Source organism: Mesorhizobium sp. L103C131B0, from assembly GCF_000502275.1.
Classification (GTDB): domain Bacteria; phylum Pseudomonadota; class Alphaproteobacteria; order Rhizobiales; family Rhizobiaceae; genus Mesorhizobium.
On sequence record NZ_AYXC01000025.1, the window covers coordinates 40,800 to 56,379 of the forward strand.

Here is a 15,580-nt window from a genome sequence, read left to right on the forward strand (position 1 = left end):
GAATAGGGGTTGGGCAGTAGGAGTTAGGGAAGGAAGGATGGGCTGGCCTATTGCCTAATCCCTACTGCCTAATCCCTGGCCTGTCTGTCCCCGGTGCCGGAGATAATGGTCGGCGACGGCACAGGCAACCATGGCTTCGCCGATCGGCACGGCACGGATGCCGACGCAGGGATCGTGGCGGCCCTTGGTCATGACGTCGACGTCGTTGCCGTCCTTGTCGATGGATTTGCGCGGCGTCAGGATCGACGAGGTCGGCTTGACGGCGAAGCGGGCGACGATCGCCTGGCCGGTCGAGATGCCGCCCAGAATGCCGCCGGCATTGTTGGACAGGAAGACCGGCTTGCCGTCATTGCCGATGCGCATCTCGTCGGCATTCTGTTCGCCGGTAATGCGGGCGGCTTCAAAACCGTTGCCGATCTCGACGCCCTTGACGGCGTTGATCGACATCAGGCCGGACGCGATGTCCTGGTCGAGCTTGGCGTAGATCGGCGCGCCAAGGCCGGCGGGCACGCCGTCAGCGACGATCTCGATCACCGCGCCGACCGAGGAGCCGGACTTGCGGATGCCGTCGAGATAGCTGGTGAAGACCGGAACGGAGGCCGGATCGGGGGTGAAGAACGGGTTTTCGACGTCACCGATGAAATTCCAGTTCCAGTTGGCGCGGTCGATCGATTTTTCGCCCATCGAGACCAGCGCGCCGCGCACCACCATTCCGGGCACCACCTTACGGGCGAGCGCGCCGGCGGCCACACGCGCGGCCGTCTCGCGCGCCGAGGAACGACCGCCGCCGCGATGGTCGCGCAGGCCGTATTTGACTTCATAGGTGTAGTCGGCGTGGCCGGGACGGTACTGGCGGGCAATCTCGCCATAGTCCTTGGAGCGCTGGTCGACATTCTCGATCAGCATCGAGACCGGCGTGCCGGTGGTGATCATCGTCTCGCCGTCCTCGTCGAGGATGAAGCCGGACAGCACCTTCACCTCGTCCGGCTCGCGGCGCTGGGTCACAAAACGTGACTGGCCGGGACGGCGCTTGTCGAGTTCGGCCTGGATTTCGGCCCGTGTGAAGCGGATCCCGGGCGGGCAGCCGTCGACGACACAGCCGAGCGACGGGCCATGGCTTTCGCCCCAGGTGGTGACGCGGAACAGATGGCCGAACGTGTTGTGAGACATGAATTTTAGCCCTGCCCGGCAGCGGACCGGATCAAAGGTGCGTTCTATTGGCGTTTTCCACAGCGGTCAAACTGTGATCCGGCGGTTTTAGTTTTGACACATTCGGTTGGTTTCTGCTCTCTTCCATCCGCCCGTTGAAAGCTCGCCGCCATCCGTGCAGGCGCAATGACAAAGAGGACGACGATGCGTACCCTGATTGGCGCTGCTGCCGCCATGTTGCTGATTTCCACCGCCGCCTATGCCGGCCAGACCGAAGGCCTGATCAAGAAGGTCGACAAGGACGCGCTGACGCTGACGCTGGAGGACGGCAAGTCCTTCAAGCTCAACGCCGAGACCGATCTCGATTCGCTGAAGCCGGGCATGGATATCGTCATTGCCTATGACGTGACGAATGGCGAGAACGTCGTCACCGACATGGAACTGCCCGACACCGAGTAACACCGACGCCGAACAGGGTCTTGCCGCTCGGCGGAGCCCTGCCCGGATAAACAGGACGGTCGTCCTGTTTTTATCTGCTCGAACCTAAAGCCAATCCAGACGCCCGTCCTGCAGCCTGAGCACCCGGTCCTGCCGCACTTCCAGGTTTGCCGCTTCATGTTCGGAAACACCTTCGACCATCCGAAACAGAGTCCGCACGACGCCACCATGCGTGACGCAGACCGTCTGGCGGTCGAGCGCCTCGAACCACGGCTTCACCCGTTCGAGCAGCATCTGGTAGCTTTCGGCGCCCTCGCCCGGCGGCTGGAAATTCCATTTGTTGCGTCGTCGCGCCTTCGCCGAGCCCGGCATTCGCGCGTCGAGTTCGGCATAGGTAAAGCCCTGCCAGTCGCCAAAGTGCACCTCGACCAGACGCGGGTCGGTGCGGTAGGCATCGGGATCGAGCTGCATCGCCAAGCGCAGCCGCTGCATCGTCTCGCGCGTCCGCTTCATCGGGCTGGCGACAAAGTCGAAATCCTCAGGATTCTGGATCAGTTCGGCCAGCCGCCGTCCATTGCGGGTCGCCTGCTCGCGGCCGAGCGCGTTGAGATCGGTGTCGGCCTGGCCCTGCAGCCGCGACTCGGCATTCCACTGCGTCTGGCCATGGCGCACGATGTAGACGAGCGGAACCATCAGGTCTTCCGGAAATCAGGACAGGCGGGCGGAAACCGCGGCAGAACTATTCCTTGACGGTCGAAATATCCGGCGCGTCGACCGCCTTCATGCCGACGACGTGATAGCCGGAATCGACATGGTGCACCTCGCCGGTGACGCCACGCGACAGGTCCGACAGGAAATAGACGGCGGAATCGCCGACTTCTTCCTGGGTGACGGTCTGCTTCAGCGGCGAATTGTATTCGTTCCACTTGAGGATGTAGCGGAAGTCGCCGATGCCCGAAGCAGCCAAGGTCTTGATCGGCCCGGCCGAGATAGCGTTGACGCGGATCTTCTTGCCGCCGAGGTCGACGGCGAGATAGCGCACGCTGGCTTCGAGCGCGGCCTTGGCGACACCCATGACGTTGTAATGCGGCATGACCTTTTCGGCGCCGTAATAGGTCAGCGTCAGCAGCGAGCCGCCATCGGTCATCAACGCTTCGGCGCGCTTGGCGATGGTGGTGAAGGAATAGACCGAAATGTCCATGGTGCGCAGGAAATTGTCGCGCGTCGTCTCGACATAGCGTCCGGTCAGCTCGTCCTTGTCGGAAAAGGCGATGGCATGGACGAGGAAGTCGAGCTTGCCGCCCCAATGCTTGGCGACATTGGCAAACACCTCGTCGAGGCTCGCCGGATCAGTGACATCGCAATGACCGGCGACAAAGGCGCCCAATTCCGCAGCCAGCGGCTCGACGCGCTTCTTGAACGCCTCGCCCTGATAGGTCAGCGCGATCTCGGCGCCATGGTCGACGCAGGCCTTGGCGATGCCGTAGGCAATCGATCTGTTGTTGGCGACGCCCAGTATAAGGCCGCGCTTGCCGGCCATAAGGCCCTGTCCACCCGCCATGTCAGCGCTCTCCGAAAGATTTTCTGCTTTGGAGTGCCTATCGCACAGGCAGAAAGGCGCATCAAGCGCAGACGGGGCGCGCGTTCAATTCAGACACTCGGCGTGACAACGAATGGGGGATAATAACGTTGTTGTGAGATTTGAACGCCTCACTGCGGCCAGCGCGCCTTGATGGCCCAGGCCCGCCCGACCAGCCGAATCGGCTGGCCGGCAACGCATCGGCCCTATCCAGCCATTTTGCGCCAGGGAATGAGCATTCCCACCTGCTTGCGGTAGCTTCGGTACTGATCGCCGAACATCGCGACGAGATCGCGTTCCTCGAGGAAGATGCCGAGCAAGATGTAGCCGGTGCTGCCCGCCGCGAACAGGAGATGGCCCCATGTCATGGACGGCGTCGCCCAGAAGGCCAGGAGGAAGCCGACATAGAGCGGGTGCCGGACCCATTTGTAGAACAGTGGCGTCCTGAACACGGGCGGCGCCGGTTCGCTCTTGCGCAAAGCGGCGAGAACCTGGCGCAGGCCGAACAGTTCGAAATGGTTGATCAGAAAGGTGCTGGTCAACAATACCGCCCAGCCGAGCCAGAACACGCCATGGATGACGGCGACCCAGACCGGGTTCTCGACCGTCCAGACGAGACCGGGAATCGGCCGCCATTGCCAGTAGAGCAGCAGCAGGATGAGGCTGGCCAAAAGCACATAGGTGCTGCGTTCGGCCGCGTGCGGGACAATCCGTGTCCACCAGCGCTTGAAAACCGGTCGCGCCATGATGCTGTGCTGGGCGGCGAAAAGGCCGAGCAGCAGTGCATTGACGATGACGGCTTCGACCGGACTTCCAGCGACTCCGGAATCGATCGATTTCGGCACGACCATGTTGCCGACGAAACCGACCGCATAGAGAAACGAACCGAGAAAAATCAGGTATGCGGCAACGCCGTAGATAAGGGTGATTACGCCCGCCATGACTGCCCCTCCATGCAAGCATCAGGATTCGGTCGGTCGACCGAATTCAGCGTCAAAAACCATAAATTTTCTAGCGAGTCAACTTGATCGGTCGCTCGACCGAGATAGAGTGGAGGGACGTCCAGCCCCGGACAGGAGAAGCTATGATCCGCCCAGATTGCACCGCTACCAGCGGCAGCCACGCCGCATGACGGACGCTGCCCAAGCCGTTACCCCGCCGCAGAACAAGCAAAAGCGCGACACGCGCGCCGAACTGATTTCGGCTGCCGAGTTATGCCTCCATCGAGGCGGTTATGCCGATCTGTCGACGCGCCGCGTTGCCGAGATCGCCGGCGTTCCGCTCAGCCAGATCCATTACCATTTCGGCTCCAAGGAACGGCTGTTCCTGGCGCTGCTCGACCATCTGAACGAGGGCCTGCTGAAGCGCCAGGCGGAGACTTTTGCGGCACCTATGCCGCTGTGGCAACGCTGGGAGCGCGCTTGCGATTTCCTCGACGATGATCTGGCGTCCGGCTATGTCCGGATCCTGCACGAGATGATCGCGGCAAGCCTGTCGAGCCCCGAAATCGCCAAGGCGGTGCGCCGCGACCTGCGCGGCTGGTTCGAACTGCTGGACGGACTGGCGCAAGAGGCGGAGCGGCGGTTCGGCGGCCTCGGGCCATTCTCCGCCGCCGAAGTGACCAGCCTGGTCAGCGCCGCCTTCCTCGGCAGCGAGACGATGATCCTGCTGGAGATCGAGAGCCCGCATGTCCCGGTACGGCAGGCGCTGCGCCGCTTCGGCGAAACCATCCGGCGGATGGAGGAAGTGGCGCCCGGCAGTTAGCCAGCGAAGTCGAGCCGCGTCAGCCTTTGCGGCTGCGCATCAGCGCTTCGAGTTCGCTGTCGCCGCCTTCCGGCAGCATGATGCGGACATGGGCGTAGAGATCGCCATGGCCGCCGGCCTTTTCCGGCAAGCCCCTGCCCTTCAGGCGCAGCACCTTATCGGAACTCGACCAGGCCGGAATGTTGACCGCCAGCCTGCCGGTCGGCGTGTCGACCGGCACCTTGGCGCCCAGCACCGCGTCGGCCAACGCTACCTCCAGATCGGCATGCAAGTCACGGCCCTCGATGCGGTAGCGCGGGTGCCTGCGGATACGGATCTTGACCAGCGCATCGCCCGGCTGTCCCGGCCCCTGCTCGCCCTGGCCCTTCAGCCGGATGGTCTGTCCGTCCTCGACATAGACCGGCAGCTTGACCGCAATCTTGCGGCCGTCGGGGAACATCGCCGTCACCTTTTCGGCGGTCGCTATCTCTTCGATGGTGACGTCGAGCGTGACGTTCAGATCGGCGGCGGTCGCCTGCTGGCGGCGGTCGCCTGTTCCGGCGCCACGCGCGCCTGAAAAGGCGTCGCCGAAAATCTGGCTGAAGATATCGCTGTTGCCGTCGAACGGATCGCCGCCCGGACGCCCGGATCGGAATTCGAAGCGCGAGCCGCCGGCGCCCTGCTGGCGGCGGAAGCCACCAAACGGATCACCGCCGCCGGCTGCGCCCTCGAAGCCCTGGAATTTCGGCTTGCCGTCGGCGTCGATCTCGCCGCGGTCGAAGGCCGCACGGTTCTTCTCGTCGCCGACGACCTCATAGGCCTGATTGGCGGCGGCAAAACGGTCCTTGGCCTTGGGATCATTCGGATTCTGGTCCGGATGATACTTCTTGGCGAGCTTGCGGTAAGCCGATTTTATGTCCTTGGCCGATGCGTTCTTGGCAACGCCCAGCACCTCATAGGGGTCGCGCATGCGTCCTGCCCTGGAAAATGAGTTAAATCCACGTTGGCCCTTATATGCGCTCCCATAGGAAGAAATTCCAGTGGCGCGCAGGCTTATCGAGGGTTGAAATTGCGATGCCCGCAAACCTCGAAAATCAGAGCGGTTTGAAGTCCTGCATGTGCCAGCCGCCGGCCGCGGCGATGCACAATTGCCCCTTGAACAAAGCGACGCCGTCGAAGCTTTCGCGCGAGGCGGTAAAGCTGCGGCAGGCCTGGCCGTTGTCCTGCACTTCGGCGAGTTCGGTGATGGAGCCCCGCGAGCCGGTGTCGGCATTCGCCCACGGCACGGCCTGGCCGCGAAGCTCCTCGATGTCGGCCGAAGACACCGCATTGCCGATCGTGGTCTGGTCGGAAGCGCTGTCGGCGTCCGTCGATGTCACCCTGGCCGGCGCGCTTGAGGTGACGATGGAACGATCGACCTCGGCCTTTTCTAGGCTGAAGCCGCCGGCGCCGCAGGCGGCAAGCGGCAGTGCGATAATCACGATCACGGCTTTCGAACTGGCCGAAGCGATAACGCTCCATTGCCCGCTGTCAAAAGCTTGCGCGATACGCGACAATCGGCAACCTCCTGAAGCTCGAGACAATTTGAGAAAAACTATGAGTGACACTGAGTTAACAAGTAGTGACTTTACCAAAGCCGCCGAGCCGTTCCGGCTCTTTGCTGAGTGGCTGGAGGACGCCAAGAAAAGCGAAATCAACGACGCCAACGGCGTAGCACTTGCAACCGTCGATGCCGACGGCATGCCGGATGTGCGGATGGTGCTGCTCAAGGGCTTCGATGAAAGCGGCTTTGTCTTCTACACGAATTTCGAGAGCGCCAAGGGCTGCGAGATTCTTGGCAGCATGAAGGCGGCGATGTGCTTCCACTGGAAATCGCTGCGCCGCCAGGTGCGCATACGCGGTCCGGTGGAGATCGTCAGCGACGCTGAAGCCGACGCCTATTACGCGACGCGGCCGCGCGGCAGCCGGATCGGCGCATGGGCTTCGAAACAGTCGCGGCCGCTGGAAAGCCGCTTTGCCCTGGAGAAGGCGGTGGCCGAATACACGGCGCGCTACCCTATCGGCGAAATCCCGCGGCCAAAGCACTGGTCGGGCTTCCGCATCGTGCCGCAGGCGATCGAGTTCTGGCACGACCGGCCGTTCCGGCTGCACGATCGGCTGGTCTTTTCGCGCAACGCCGAAGGCGGCTGGGACAAGACACGGCTTTATCCCTGAGGAGAGGTTCAGGCCTTCTTGCGTGTCATGAAGGCCGTCAACGCGGCGCGCGCTTCGTCGGACTTCAGCCGCTCGGAGAAATGCTCGCTCTCCACCTTGATGCGGGCGACAAGCTCGTCGCGCGGGGCGCGCATCAGGTCACGAGCGATCTTCAGCGCCTGCGGCGGCTTGGCGGCGATCGCGCCGGCCGCTGCGAGTACCGCGGCTTCTAGCCCGTCCTCCTCGACCACCTCATAGATCAGGCCGGCGGCCTTGGCGCGTTCGGCGGAAAAACCTTCGCCGAGCCCAAGCAGCGCGAAGCCGCCCTGCCTGCCGAGGATGAGCGGCGCCAGCAGGCTGGAGCCCGCCTCCGGCACCAGGCCGAGGTCGACGAAGGGTGTGCGGAACACAGTGCGCGGCGTAGCGAAAGTCAGGTCGCAATGCAAATTGAGCGTGGTGCCGATGCCGACCGCAATGCCGTCGACGCCGGAGACCATCGGCTTCTCCGTTTTGGCCAGCGCCATCAGGAAGTCCCAGACCTCGTTGCCGCCCTCACCGCCGGTGGCGATGACCAGGAAATCGGCGAGATCGTTGCCGGAAGAGAAGGCGCCAGGCACACCGAGGAAGACATGGACGCGAACCGCCGGGTGGGCATCGCCATCGGCCAGCGCCTTGGACATTGTCGCGTACATGGCGCGCGTCAGTGCGTTCTTCTTGTCGGGACGGTTCATGCGGATGATCTGGATGGCGCCCTGGCGCTCGACGAGGATATGGTCTGTCACGGTCATTCTTCCCTGGTGAGCGCTCTGGTATTCAGGCCGTTATCAGCGCCTTGCCGGCGGTAGCGAGGCTCTCGGCGCCATCGATGACGCGTTCCTTCAAGGCGCTGACTTCGCCGAGCAGGTTTTCGGCGAAAAAGCGGCAAAGGGCGATGCGGCTCTGCTGGGCAAGTCCGCCACGCGCCAGATAAGCGCCGCCGGCAGCAAGCGAGATCAGCCTGAGATAGGGGGTCGCACCGGCTTGCGCTTCGTCCAGACGGCCGTCGGCCAGCAGCTTCTGCAGGAAGCGCGTCGCCTCGGTGAGATCGTCGAACGCCTGGTCAAGCGCTTCGGCGGTGCGGCCGAAGCCCTGCAGGTTCGAGGTCCGCACCTCGTCGGCGATGGCCTTCAGTTCGGCGATATAGCCATGCACATGCTCGCCGCCGCCAAGCGGCAATTTGCGGGCTACAAGGTCGATCGCCTGGATGCCGTTGGTGCCTTCATAGATCGGCGCAATGCGGGCGTCGCGATAGAGCGCGGCCGCGCCCGTCTCCTCGATGAAGCCCATGCCGCCGTGGACCTGGACGCCGAGCGATGCGACATCGACGCCTATATCGGTGGAAAAGGCCTTGGCCAGCGGCGTCAGCAGATTGGCGCGATCGCGCCAATGCGCGGCCTCCTCGCCTGTCGACACACGCGCGAAGTCGATGGCATAGGCGCAGGAATACGAGATGGCGCGGGCGATCTGGGTCAAAGCCTTCATGGTCAAGAGATTGCGCTGCACGTCGGGGTGATGGACGATCGGCGCCATCCCGGCGCCTGAAAAGTCCGATGCCTTGCCCTGGCGGCGCTCATTGGCATAGGCGATCGCCTTCTGCGTCGCGGCTTCGGCCACTGCCACGCCCTGCATGCCGACGCAAAGCCTCGCGTTGTTCATCATGGTGAACATGCAGGCGAGCCCCTTGTTCTCCTCGCCGATCAGCCAACCGATGGCGCCGGGCGCAGCACCCTGGAACCCGTCGCCATAGATCATGGTNGGATGCCGAGCTTGTGCTCGAGGCCCGAACAGAAGACGTCGTTGCGGGCGCCGAGCGAGCCGTCATCATTGACCAGGAATTTCGGCACAAAAAACAACGAAATGCCGCGCGTGCCGGCCGGCGCATCCGGCAGCCGCGCCAGCACCAGATGGATGATGTTGTCGGTGAAATCATGCTCGCCATAGGTGATGAAGATCTTCTGGCCGAAGATGCGGTAGGTGCCGTCGCCGGCAGGCTCGGCGCGGGTGCGCAGAGCGGCGAGATCGGAACCGGCCTGCGGCTCGGTCAGGTTCATCGTCCCCATCCACTCGCCGGAGACGAGCTTTGCCAGATACTTTGCCTTCAGCGCTTCGGAGGCATGCTTGTCCAGCGCCTCGACGGCGCCCATGGTCAGCGTCGGGCCGATGCCGAAGGCCATGGCGGCGGAGTTCCACATTTCGAGCGCGGCAACGCCGAGCATGGTCGGCAGGCCCTGGCCACCGAATTCTTCCGGTCCGGACAGCGCGTTCCAGCCACCGCCGATCCAGCTGCGGTAAAGCGCCCTCCAGCCGGGCGGCGTGGTCACGGCTGCATCCTTCAGCACCGCGCCGTGCTCGTCGCCGATCTTGTAGAGCGGCGCCACTTCCTCGCTGGCGAAGCGGCCGGCCTCGGACAGGATGGCGTCGACAAGGTCTTCGCCGAGGTCCCCGAACGCGCCGCTGTCGAGTGCCGGCTTGAGCCCGGCGACATGCTTGAGCGTGAACGAAATGTCGTCGACCGGGGCCTTGTACATGCCGCTTCTCCTCCGCTGCTCCGATCGCTCGATCCTAGGACCCGGGCCGATGCAAAACCATCCGCCTCTGGGCGGCCTCCGACCTTTTTTTACGTAAACGTCAAACTTTGTCACGCGGATTTGTAGCGAACTCCGTCGTCCACGGGTGGAGCGGGAGCGTAGCGGACGCCGAGTACCATGTCGCGACCTCGCGCTAGGGGCGCAACGGTGCAGAATTCTGCGCCGTGGCAACGCTTCGAAGTCGCGGAATGCATACTATGGTCCGCGCCGCGTCGCTTCGCTCCTTGCTTCGCCATAGAATGAAGAAGTCGCGAGAGCGACAGGACTCCTGCCCGAAAGCGCTTCCTTAACCATACCGGTCCACCATCGGTGTTTGGTCAGCGGGGGTCCCCTGTTTGAAAACGCCGGCGCATCTTCTTCGCCGCTCAGCGATCGCTCTCGCGGCGATGATGGCGCTGACGTCAGCGGCTACAGCCTCGGACTTTTCCGAGCCTTGGCGGGATGGCGACCGCGCGCTGGTGGTCGACGCCTATGAATACAATTCCGTCGACTGGGCGCAGCTTGCCACCGACAAGCGCATTGTCGGCTTCATCAACAAGGCCTCCGACGGGCTGCCGCCGCCCTATTTCTGCTACGGCGACGAGCCTACGGTCAAACTCTGCAAGACATTGTGGAAACGCTTTGCGGTGACGCGCGAGCTGTTTCAGACGCGCAAGGTGGTGGCCAAGGCGCTCGGCCTGAAATGGGGCGCGTATCATCTTGCCCGCCCCGGCAATCCGCTCGAGCAGGCCAACAGTTTCATCGATTTCGCCGAGCCAGCCCCTGACGATCTGCTCGCCCTCGATCTCGAAGGCAACGACCCCTCGCAATGGATGTCGCTCGAGGATGCCGAGGAATTCGTGCGCCAGGTGCACCGGCGGCTCGGCCGTTTCCCGATCCTCTACACCAACGGCAAGACCGCCCAGTACATCGCCGACAACCGCTACCAATACCGTCTGCTGTCGCGGCTGCCGCTCTGGTATGCGCGCTACAAGCCCGACATCGACGTGCATTTTCCGATGGGCAACTGGCAGGGTTATGCGCTGTGGCAGTTCTCGGCGCAGGCCAATTGCGGGCGCCTGCGCTGCCCCTACCGCGTCGCCGGCACGCCCAACGACATCGACGTCAACGTCGCGCCGATGGACGCGGCGGCACTGCGCCAGCAATGGCCCTTCGGCGGCCTGATCGACGTGCCGCCCGACTACCTCGCCTCAATACCGGTGCCGGTGTCGCGCGCGGCCGGGCTCGCCGGCAAAGTCACCATCACATACGCCGATGTGGCGACGCCACCGACGGTCGAGGAAATGGTGGCGGTGCTCGGCGCGCGCTGGCAGACATTCCGCGCCGCCTTCCGCATGCCGGTGGTCAAGACGGTGCCGCGCCGCGCGCGCTTCGGCATTGCCGAGTATGTCGCCTGGAAGCGGACCACGTATAGTTCGGAGGCTCTGCTCGAGGCCGCCTTCTCGCAGGCCGCCGACCCGGTCAGCACCGCTTCGACGGAACTGGTTCGCGAGCGCTGAGGCTTATGTGGCGGCGCTGGCCTTTTCCCGCGCCACCGCCTGCCAGCCTATGTCGCGGCGGCAGAAGCCTTGCGGCCAGTCGATACGGTCGAGCGCGGCGTAAGCGCGGCTTTGCGCTTCGCCCACCGTCTTGCCTGATGCCGTGACGTTGAGCACGCGGCCGCCATTGGCGACCAGCGCGCCGCCATTGATGGCAGTGCCGGCATGGAAAATCTCAACGCCTTCGCCAGCGGCTTCGTCGAGACCCCGAATGACCGAGCCTTTTTCCGGCGTCCCGGGATAGCCCTGTGCCGCCATCACCACGGTCAGCGCGGCATCGTCGCGCCAGCGGATCGAACTGTGCGCCAACTGGCCGTCGACGGCGGCGTTGAGCAGCACCAGCAGATCGTCCTTCAGCCGCATCATCAGCACCTGACACTCGGGATCGCCGAAGCGGGTGTTGTATTCGATCAGCTTCGGCCCCTTGTCGGTGATCATCAGCCCGGCAAACAGAATGCCGGCGAACGGCGCGCCAAGCTCGGCCATGCCGCGCATGGTCGGCTCGACGATCTCGCGCATGGTGCGCTCGACCATTTCGGGGCTCATCACCGGCGCCGGCGAATAGGCGCCCATGCCGCCGGTGTTGGGGCCGGTATCGCCATCGCCGACGCGCTTGTGGTCCTGCGCGGTGCCAAAGGGAAGTGCGGTCGTGCCGTCGCACAGGCAGAAGAAACTCGCCTCCTCGCCGGTCATGAATTCCTCGACTACTACCTCAGCGCCGGCGTCACCGAATGCGCCGTCGAAACAAGCATCGAGGGCGGCGCGCGCCTCGTCCAGCGTCATGGCGATGGTGACGCCCTTGCCGGCGGCAAGCCCGTCGGCCTTGATGACGATCGGCGCGCCGACCTTTTCGACATAGGCTTTCGCCGAGGCAAGATCGGTGAAGCGGCCATAGGCGGCGGTCGGGATGCCGTATTTGGCGCAAAGGTCCTTGGTAAAACCTTTCGAGCCTTCGAGCCGCGCTGCCCGCTTCGACGGGCCGAAGACGCGGATGCCCTGCTCACGCAGATCGTCGGCAATGCCGGCGACCAGCGGCCCTTCCGGCCCGACGACGACGAGATCGATCGCGTTGTCCTGGCAGAAGCTGGCAACAGCGGCATGGTCGGCGATGTCGAGCTTGACCAGTTCGGCCTCGTGGGCGATGCCCGGATTGCCGGGCACGGCATAGAGCCTGGTCAAAAGCGGCGAGGCCGCGATCTTCCAGGCCAGGGCATGTTCGCGGCCGCCGGAGCCGATCAAAAAAACGCGCATGCCGATGTCCCTTGTCATTTCACGACAGGGACTGCGCTATTGCCCCGGGCGGCGCGGGTCAAGAGTTTTACCTTGCGCCATACCGGTTGCGCACGGGAACGTCGCGCCGAGAGCACGGCGTCCCCGGCCGGTATCAGCTCTGGAAGACCACTGGAAACCAGTCCTCGCGCAGTTTCTGGCCGGGCTTCATGTCATGGCCGGGATAGGGCGGCGAGGTACGGCCGGGGCGCTCGACATAGCGCGCATCGTCGCCGACCCAGCGCATCGACAGCGCCCGGCGCCGCGCCGCGGTCGGATTGCCGCGCGCACCATGCGCGGTGCGGAAGTCGAACAGGATGGCGTCCCCCGGTTCCATCTCCCATTCGAGCACCTTCAGCGACGGGTCCTTGTCTGGATCCGGCACGGGGAGGTAGTCGCCCTCGCCGGCATAGAAATTGCTGTCATCGAGCCAGCGCACCGGCAGGATCATCTTGTCCCATTTGTGCGAGCCGGCGATCAGCCGCAGCGTCGCTTCCTTGACCGGATCGATCGGAATCCAGAAGCTGACGGTCTGGGTGCCATCGACGAAGTAATACGGGATGTCCTGGTGCCAAGGCGTCGGCTTTTGCGTGCCCGGTTCCTTGACCAGCACATGGTCGTGGAAGAACTGGGCGCTGCGCGACTGCATCGCCGCTGCCGCGAGTTCCGCGGCCGGGGAATTGCGCACCACGTCGACGAATTCGGGAATGCGCTCCCAATTGCAGTAATCGTCGAAGAAGCTGCCCTTGCCGTTGGCGATGTCCGAAGCCGTGGCGCTGCGGTTTTGCATGTTGCGCTCGATGCCGGCGGCGATGGTGCCGACCCAGTCCTTGAAGGCGCCGCGTATGCAGACCGCGCCGTCGCGCTGGTAGTCGGCAATCGCTGCGGCATCAATATGTCTGGCGGCCATCTCATGTCTTCCCTGTTTCGATGACCGACTATCGCAGCCGCCGCACATCGCGTAAAATAATAACTTCTCATCTCTCTTATAGTTTTAGACTATGAATCTGACCCTCACCCAGCTGCGTTACCTCGTCGCCGTCGCACGGCATGGCAGCGTCACCGCGGCCGCGCGGATGCTGAACGTCTCGCAGCCGTCGATCTCGGTGGCGATCGACAATGTCGAAGCGACGCTCGGCCAGAAACTGTTCGTGCGCCAGCGCGGCAGCGGCATCGCGCTGACCTCGTTCGGCCGCAGCGCGGTGGCGAAGGCAAAGCAGGTGCTGGCCGAAGCGGACGAACTGGTTGGGCTCGGGACGCGCGACGCCGATGTCGGGGGCGAACTTGTGCTCGGCTGTTTCGAGGATCTGGCGCCCTATTTCGCGCCGGCGCTGATCCGCGCTTTTTCGCAGCGCTGCCCGGCGGTCGCCGTGGTGGTACGCGACGAGACCTTCGAGACGCTGGGCCGGCGGCTCGGCGATGCTGCAATCGATCTCGGCCTGACCTACGATCTCGGCCTGCCCGTGCACTTCGCCCGCACCCTGCTGCATGAGCTGCGGCCACACGCGCTTCTGCCGCAAGGCCACGCGCTGGCCAGCCAGGCGAGCGTCAGCCTGGCGGAGCTGGCGACCCATCCCTTGATCACCACCGACCAGCCGCACAGCTGGCAGCATATGCTGGACCTGTTCCTCAGCCGCGGCCTGTCGCCGGTCTCGCAATCGACGGCGAGTTCGTTCGAACTGCAGCGCAGCATGGTCGCCAACGGCTTCGGCGTCGCGGTGAGCTACACCAGGCCTTATGGCGACAGGAGTTATGACGGGCTGCCGCTGGTCTGCAAGCCGCTGTCCGATCCGCTGCCGATGCAGCGCATCATCCTCACCCATGACACAAGGCAAAGGCTGTCGAAGGCGGCACTGGCCTTCACGGAGGTGGCGAAGGAATGGTTTGCCAGCCACGATATTTTCACCGCCTGAGCGACAATGCGGCCGCTTGACGGCGCACGCCGCTGCTGCCACTCCAGCACGATGGAAACCATCCAGTCGAAAGCCGCACAGGGCCGCGTCGCCGACGCGCCGAGCGGCCATTGGGTCTACAAGATATTGCCGCGCTGGCTGTGGCCTTACGCGCAGCTTGCGCGCTGGGACCGGCCGATCGGCTGGCAATTGCTGCTGTGGCCCTGCTGGTGGTCGGCAGCGCTTGCGGCCAGCGCCTATCCCCGCCCGGCAGACCCGTTGCTCACATTGCTGCCGTCGCCGTGGTTCCTGTTCCTGTTCTTTGTCGGCGCCGTCGCCATGCGTGGCGCCGGCTGCACCTATAACGACATTGTCGACCAGGACATCGACAACAAGGTCGAGCGCACGCGCTCGCGGCCATTGCCGGCCGGCAAGGTGACGCGCCGCCAAGCCTGGGCGTTCCTGGTCATCCAGGCCTTGCTGGGCCTCGTCGTGCTGCTGCAGTTCAACGACTTCGCCATTCCGCTCGGCATCGTCTCGCTGGTCATCGTTGCCGTCTATCCCTTCATGAAGCGCTTCACCAACTGGCCGCAATTGGTGCTCGGGCTCGCCTTCTCCTGGGGTGCGCTGATGGGCTGGGCGGTCGAGTTCGGCGATCTCGATGGCCCGGCCATCATGCTCTATATCGGCTCGATCCTGTGGGTGATCGGCTACGACACCATCTATGCACATCAGGACAAGGAAGACGACGCAATCGTCGGCGTGCGCTCGACGGCGCGGCTGTTCGGCGACAACACCAAGACCTGGCTGGTCGGGCTTTATGGCGGCACGCTGGTCTGCTTCGCCATCGCCTTCGCCTCGGCGCAGGTGCCGGTGGTGGCGCTGGCCGGGCTGATCGCCGCCGGCGCCCATATGGCGCGGCAGATAGCGGTTCTGGATATCGACGATCCCGATCAATGCCTGCGGCTGTTCAAATCCAACAACCAGGTCGGCTGGTTGATCTTCATCGGCCTGATCGGCGGTGCGCTGTGGGTGGCGCTAAAGCCGCTGGTTTAATCTCCTTCTCCCCGTCACTACACGGGGAGAAGGTGGCGGTGTCCGAACCGGATAGATAGGTAACAGAATGGACCGATAGCATGGGTGACAGTTTTC

15 protein-coding genes and 1 pseudogene are annotated in these 15,580 nt (G+C 64.0%); 6 read left to right on the forward strand and 10 right to left on the reverse strand.

Translation table 11 applies throughout. The features are described 5' to 3' along the window. Positions 1–54: 54 nt before the first annotated feature. A complete protein-coding gene (aroC, locus tag X730_RS138135) occupies positions 55–1,170 on the reverse strand; it encodes a chorismate synthase (RefSeq protein WP_023706652.1) in 1,116 nt (371 codons plus the stop codon). Positions 1,171–1,353: 183 nt separating this feature from the next. Here aroC and X730_RS138130 point away from each other — a divergent pair, with 183 nt between their 5' ends. Beyond that, on the forward strand, positions 1,354–1,608 hold the full coding sequence (locus X730_RS138130; protein WP_023685405.1) for a DUF1344 domain-containing protein: 255 nt from the start codon (positions 1,354–1,356) through the stop codon (positions 1,606–1,608). Between the two features lie 84 nt (positions 1,609–1,692). Here the strand turns inward: X730_RS138130 and X730_RS138125 are convergent, their stop codons facing one another. The 3 genes from X730_RS138125 to mddA form a co-directional block, all read right to left on the reverse strand. Beyond that, positions 1,693–2,280, reverse strand: a complete 588-nt coding sequence (locus tag X730_RS138125) for a histidine phosphatase family protein (protein ID WP_023685404.1) — start codon at positions 2,278–2,280, stop codon at positions 1,693–1,695. Positions 2,281–2,326: 46 nt separating this feature from the next. Continuing rightward, positions 2,327–3,148 carry an enoyl-ACP reductase FabI gene (fabI, locus tag X730_RS138120; protein ID WP_023727494.1) on the reverse strand — a complete coding sequence of 274 codons (822 nt, stop codon included), beginning with the start codon at positions 3,146–3,148 and terminating at the stop codon, positions 2,327–2,329. 224 nt (positions 3,149–3,372) lie between these two features. Further along, complete coding sequence (gene mddA / locus X730_RS138115; protein ID WP_023685403.1) at positions 3,373–4,107, reverse strand: methanethiol S-methyltransferase; 735 nt, start codon at positions 4,105–4,107, stop codon at positions 3,373–3,375. Positions 4,108–4,294: 187 nt separating this feature from the next. Here mddA and X730_RS138110 point away from each other — a divergent pair, with 187 nt between their 5' ends. Further along, entirely contained in the window at positions 4,295–4,930 is a 636-nt protein-coding gene (locus X730_RS138110) for a TetR/AcrR family transcriptional regulator (RefSeq protein WP_023685402.1), read from the forward strand. Positions 4,931–4,949: 19 nt separating this feature from the next. Here X730_RS138110 and X730_RS138105 read toward each other — a convergent pair whose 3' ends face one another. After that, positions 4,950–5,879, reverse strand: coding sequence for a J domain-containing protein (locus X730_RS138105; RefSeq protein ID WP_023692090.1), 930 nt, complete (start codon positions 5,877–5,879; stop codon positions 4,950–4,952). Positions 5,880–6,003: 124 nt separating this feature from the next. Then, a complete protein-coding gene (locus tag X730_RS138100; protein WP_023687129.1) occupies positions 6,004–6,465 on the reverse strand; it encodes an RT0821/Lpp0805 family surface protein in 462 nt (153 codons plus the stop codon). 28 nt (positions 6,466–6,493) lie between these two features. Here X730_RS138100 and pdxH point away from each other — a divergent pair, with 28 nt between their 5' ends. After that, a complete protein-coding gene (gene pdxH / locus X730_RS138095) occupies positions 6,494–7,123 on the forward strand; it encodes a pyridoxamine 5'-phosphate oxidase (RefSeq protein ID WP_081731661.1) in 630 nt (209 codons plus the stop codon). Positions 7,124–7,131: 8 nt separating this feature from the next. On the opposite strand, the gene X730_RS138090 is transcribed toward pdxH, so the two are convergent. Beyond that, positions 7,132–7,884: a crotonase/enoyl-CoA hydratase family protein gene (locus X730_RS138090; protein WP_031197384.1), complete on the reverse strand. Its 753-nt coding sequence runs from the start codon at positions 7,882–7,884 to the stop codon at positions 7,132–7,134. 31 nt (positions 7,885–7,915) lie between these two features. After that, positions 7,916–9,669, reverse strand: a pseudogene (locus tag X730_RS01000000164900) (acyl-CoA dehydrogenase family protein). A gap of 446 nt (positions 9,670–10,115) precedes the next feature. Here X730_RS01000000164900 and X730_RS138085 point away from each other — a divergent pair. Then, entirely contained in the window at positions 10,116–11,228 is a 1,113-nt protein-coding gene (locus tag X730_RS138085) for a glycoside hydrolase family 25 protein (RefSeq protein ID WP_032910358.1), read from the forward strand. A 3-nt stretch (positions 11,229–11,231) separates the two neighbouring features. Here the strand turns inward: X730_RS138085 and purD are convergent, their stop codons facing one another. Both purD and X730_RS138075 read right to left on the reverse strand, forming a co-directional pair. Continuing rightward, positions 11,232–12,518, reverse strand: coding sequence for a phosphoribosylamine--glycine ligase (gene purD, locus X730_RS138080; RefSeq protein WP_023827483.1), 1,287 nt, complete (start codon positions 12,516–12,518; stop codon positions 11,232–11,234). A gap of 133 nt (positions 12,519–12,651) precedes the next feature. After that, a complete protein-coding gene (locus X730_RS138075; protein ID WP_023827484.1) occupies positions 12,652–13,446 on the reverse strand; it encodes a phytanoyl-CoA dioxygenase family protein in 795 nt (264 codons plus the stop codon). 91 nt (positions 13,447–13,537) lie between these two features. Between X730_RS138075 and X730_RS138070 the strand changes: the two genes are divergently transcribed. Then, the gene (locus X730_RS138070) at positions 13,538–14,449 is read left to right on the forward strand and encodes a LysR family transcriptional regulator (protein WP_023827485.1); all 912 of its coding nucleotides are present in this window, start codon (positions 13,538–13,540) and stop codon (positions 14,447–14,449) included. A 51-nt stretch (positions 14,450–14,500) separates the two neighbouring features. Then, on the forward strand, positions 14,501–15,484 hold the full coding sequence (ubiA, locus tag X730_RS138065; protein WP_023706640.1) for a 4-hydroxybenzoate octaprenyltransferase: 984 nt from the start codon (positions 14,501–14,503) through the stop codon (positions 15,482–15,484). The last annotated feature ends 96 nt before the right edge of the window (positions 15,485–15,580 follow it).

What these genes read in the sequence shown, in the direction of transcription:
- aroC (WP_023706652.1), bottom strand. Translation starts at nt 1,170, where the DNA reads ATGTCTCACAACACGTTCGGCCATCTGTTCCGCGTCACCACCTGGGGC.
- X730_RS138130 (WP_023685405.1), top strand. Translation starts at nt 1,354, where the DNA reads ATGCGTACCCTGATTGGCGCTGCTGCCGCCATGTTGCTGATTTCCACC.
- X730_RS138125 (WP_023685404.1), bottom strand. Translation starts at nt 2,280, where the DNA reads ATGGTTCCGCTCGTCTACATCGTGCGCCATGGCCAGACGCAGTGGAAT.
- fabI (WP_023727494.1), bottom strand. Translation starts at nt 3,148, where the DNA reads ATGGCGGGTGGACAGGGCCTTATGGCCGGCAAGCGCGGCCTTATACTG.
- mddA (WP_023685403.1), bottom strand. Translation starts at nt 4,107, where the DNA reads ATGGCGGGCGTAATCACCCTTATCTACGGCGTTGCCGCATACCTGATT.
- X730_RS138110 (WP_023685402.1), top strand. Translation starts at nt 4,295, where the DNA reads ATGACGGACGCTGCCCAAGCCGTTACCCCGCCGCAGAACAAGCAAAAG.
- X730_RS138105 (WP_023692090.1), bottom strand. Translation starts at nt 5,879, where the DNA reads ATGCGCGACCCCTATGAGGTGCTGGGCGTTGCCAAGAACGCATCGGCC.
- X730_RS138085 (WP_032910358.1), top strand. Translation starts at nt 10,116, where the DNA reads ATGATGGCGCTGACGTCAGCGGCTACAGCCTCGGACTTTTCCGAGCCT.
- purD (WP_023827483.1), bottom strand. Translation starts at nt 12,518, where the DNA reads ATGCGCGTTTTTTTGATCGGCTCCGGCGGCCGCGAACATGCCCTGGCC.
- X730_RS138075 (WP_023827484.1), bottom strand. Translation starts at nt 13,446, where the DNA reads ATGGCCGCCAGACATATTGATGCCGCAGCGATTGCCGACTACCAGCGC.
- X730_RS138070 (WP_023827485.1), top strand. Translation starts at nt 13,538, where the DNA reads ATGAATCTGACCCTCACCCAGCTGCGTTACCTCGTCGCCGTCGCACGG.
- ubiA (WP_023706640.1), top strand. Translation starts at nt 14,501, where the DNA reads ATGGAAACCATCCAGTCGAAAGCCGCACAGGGCCGCGTCGCCGACGCG.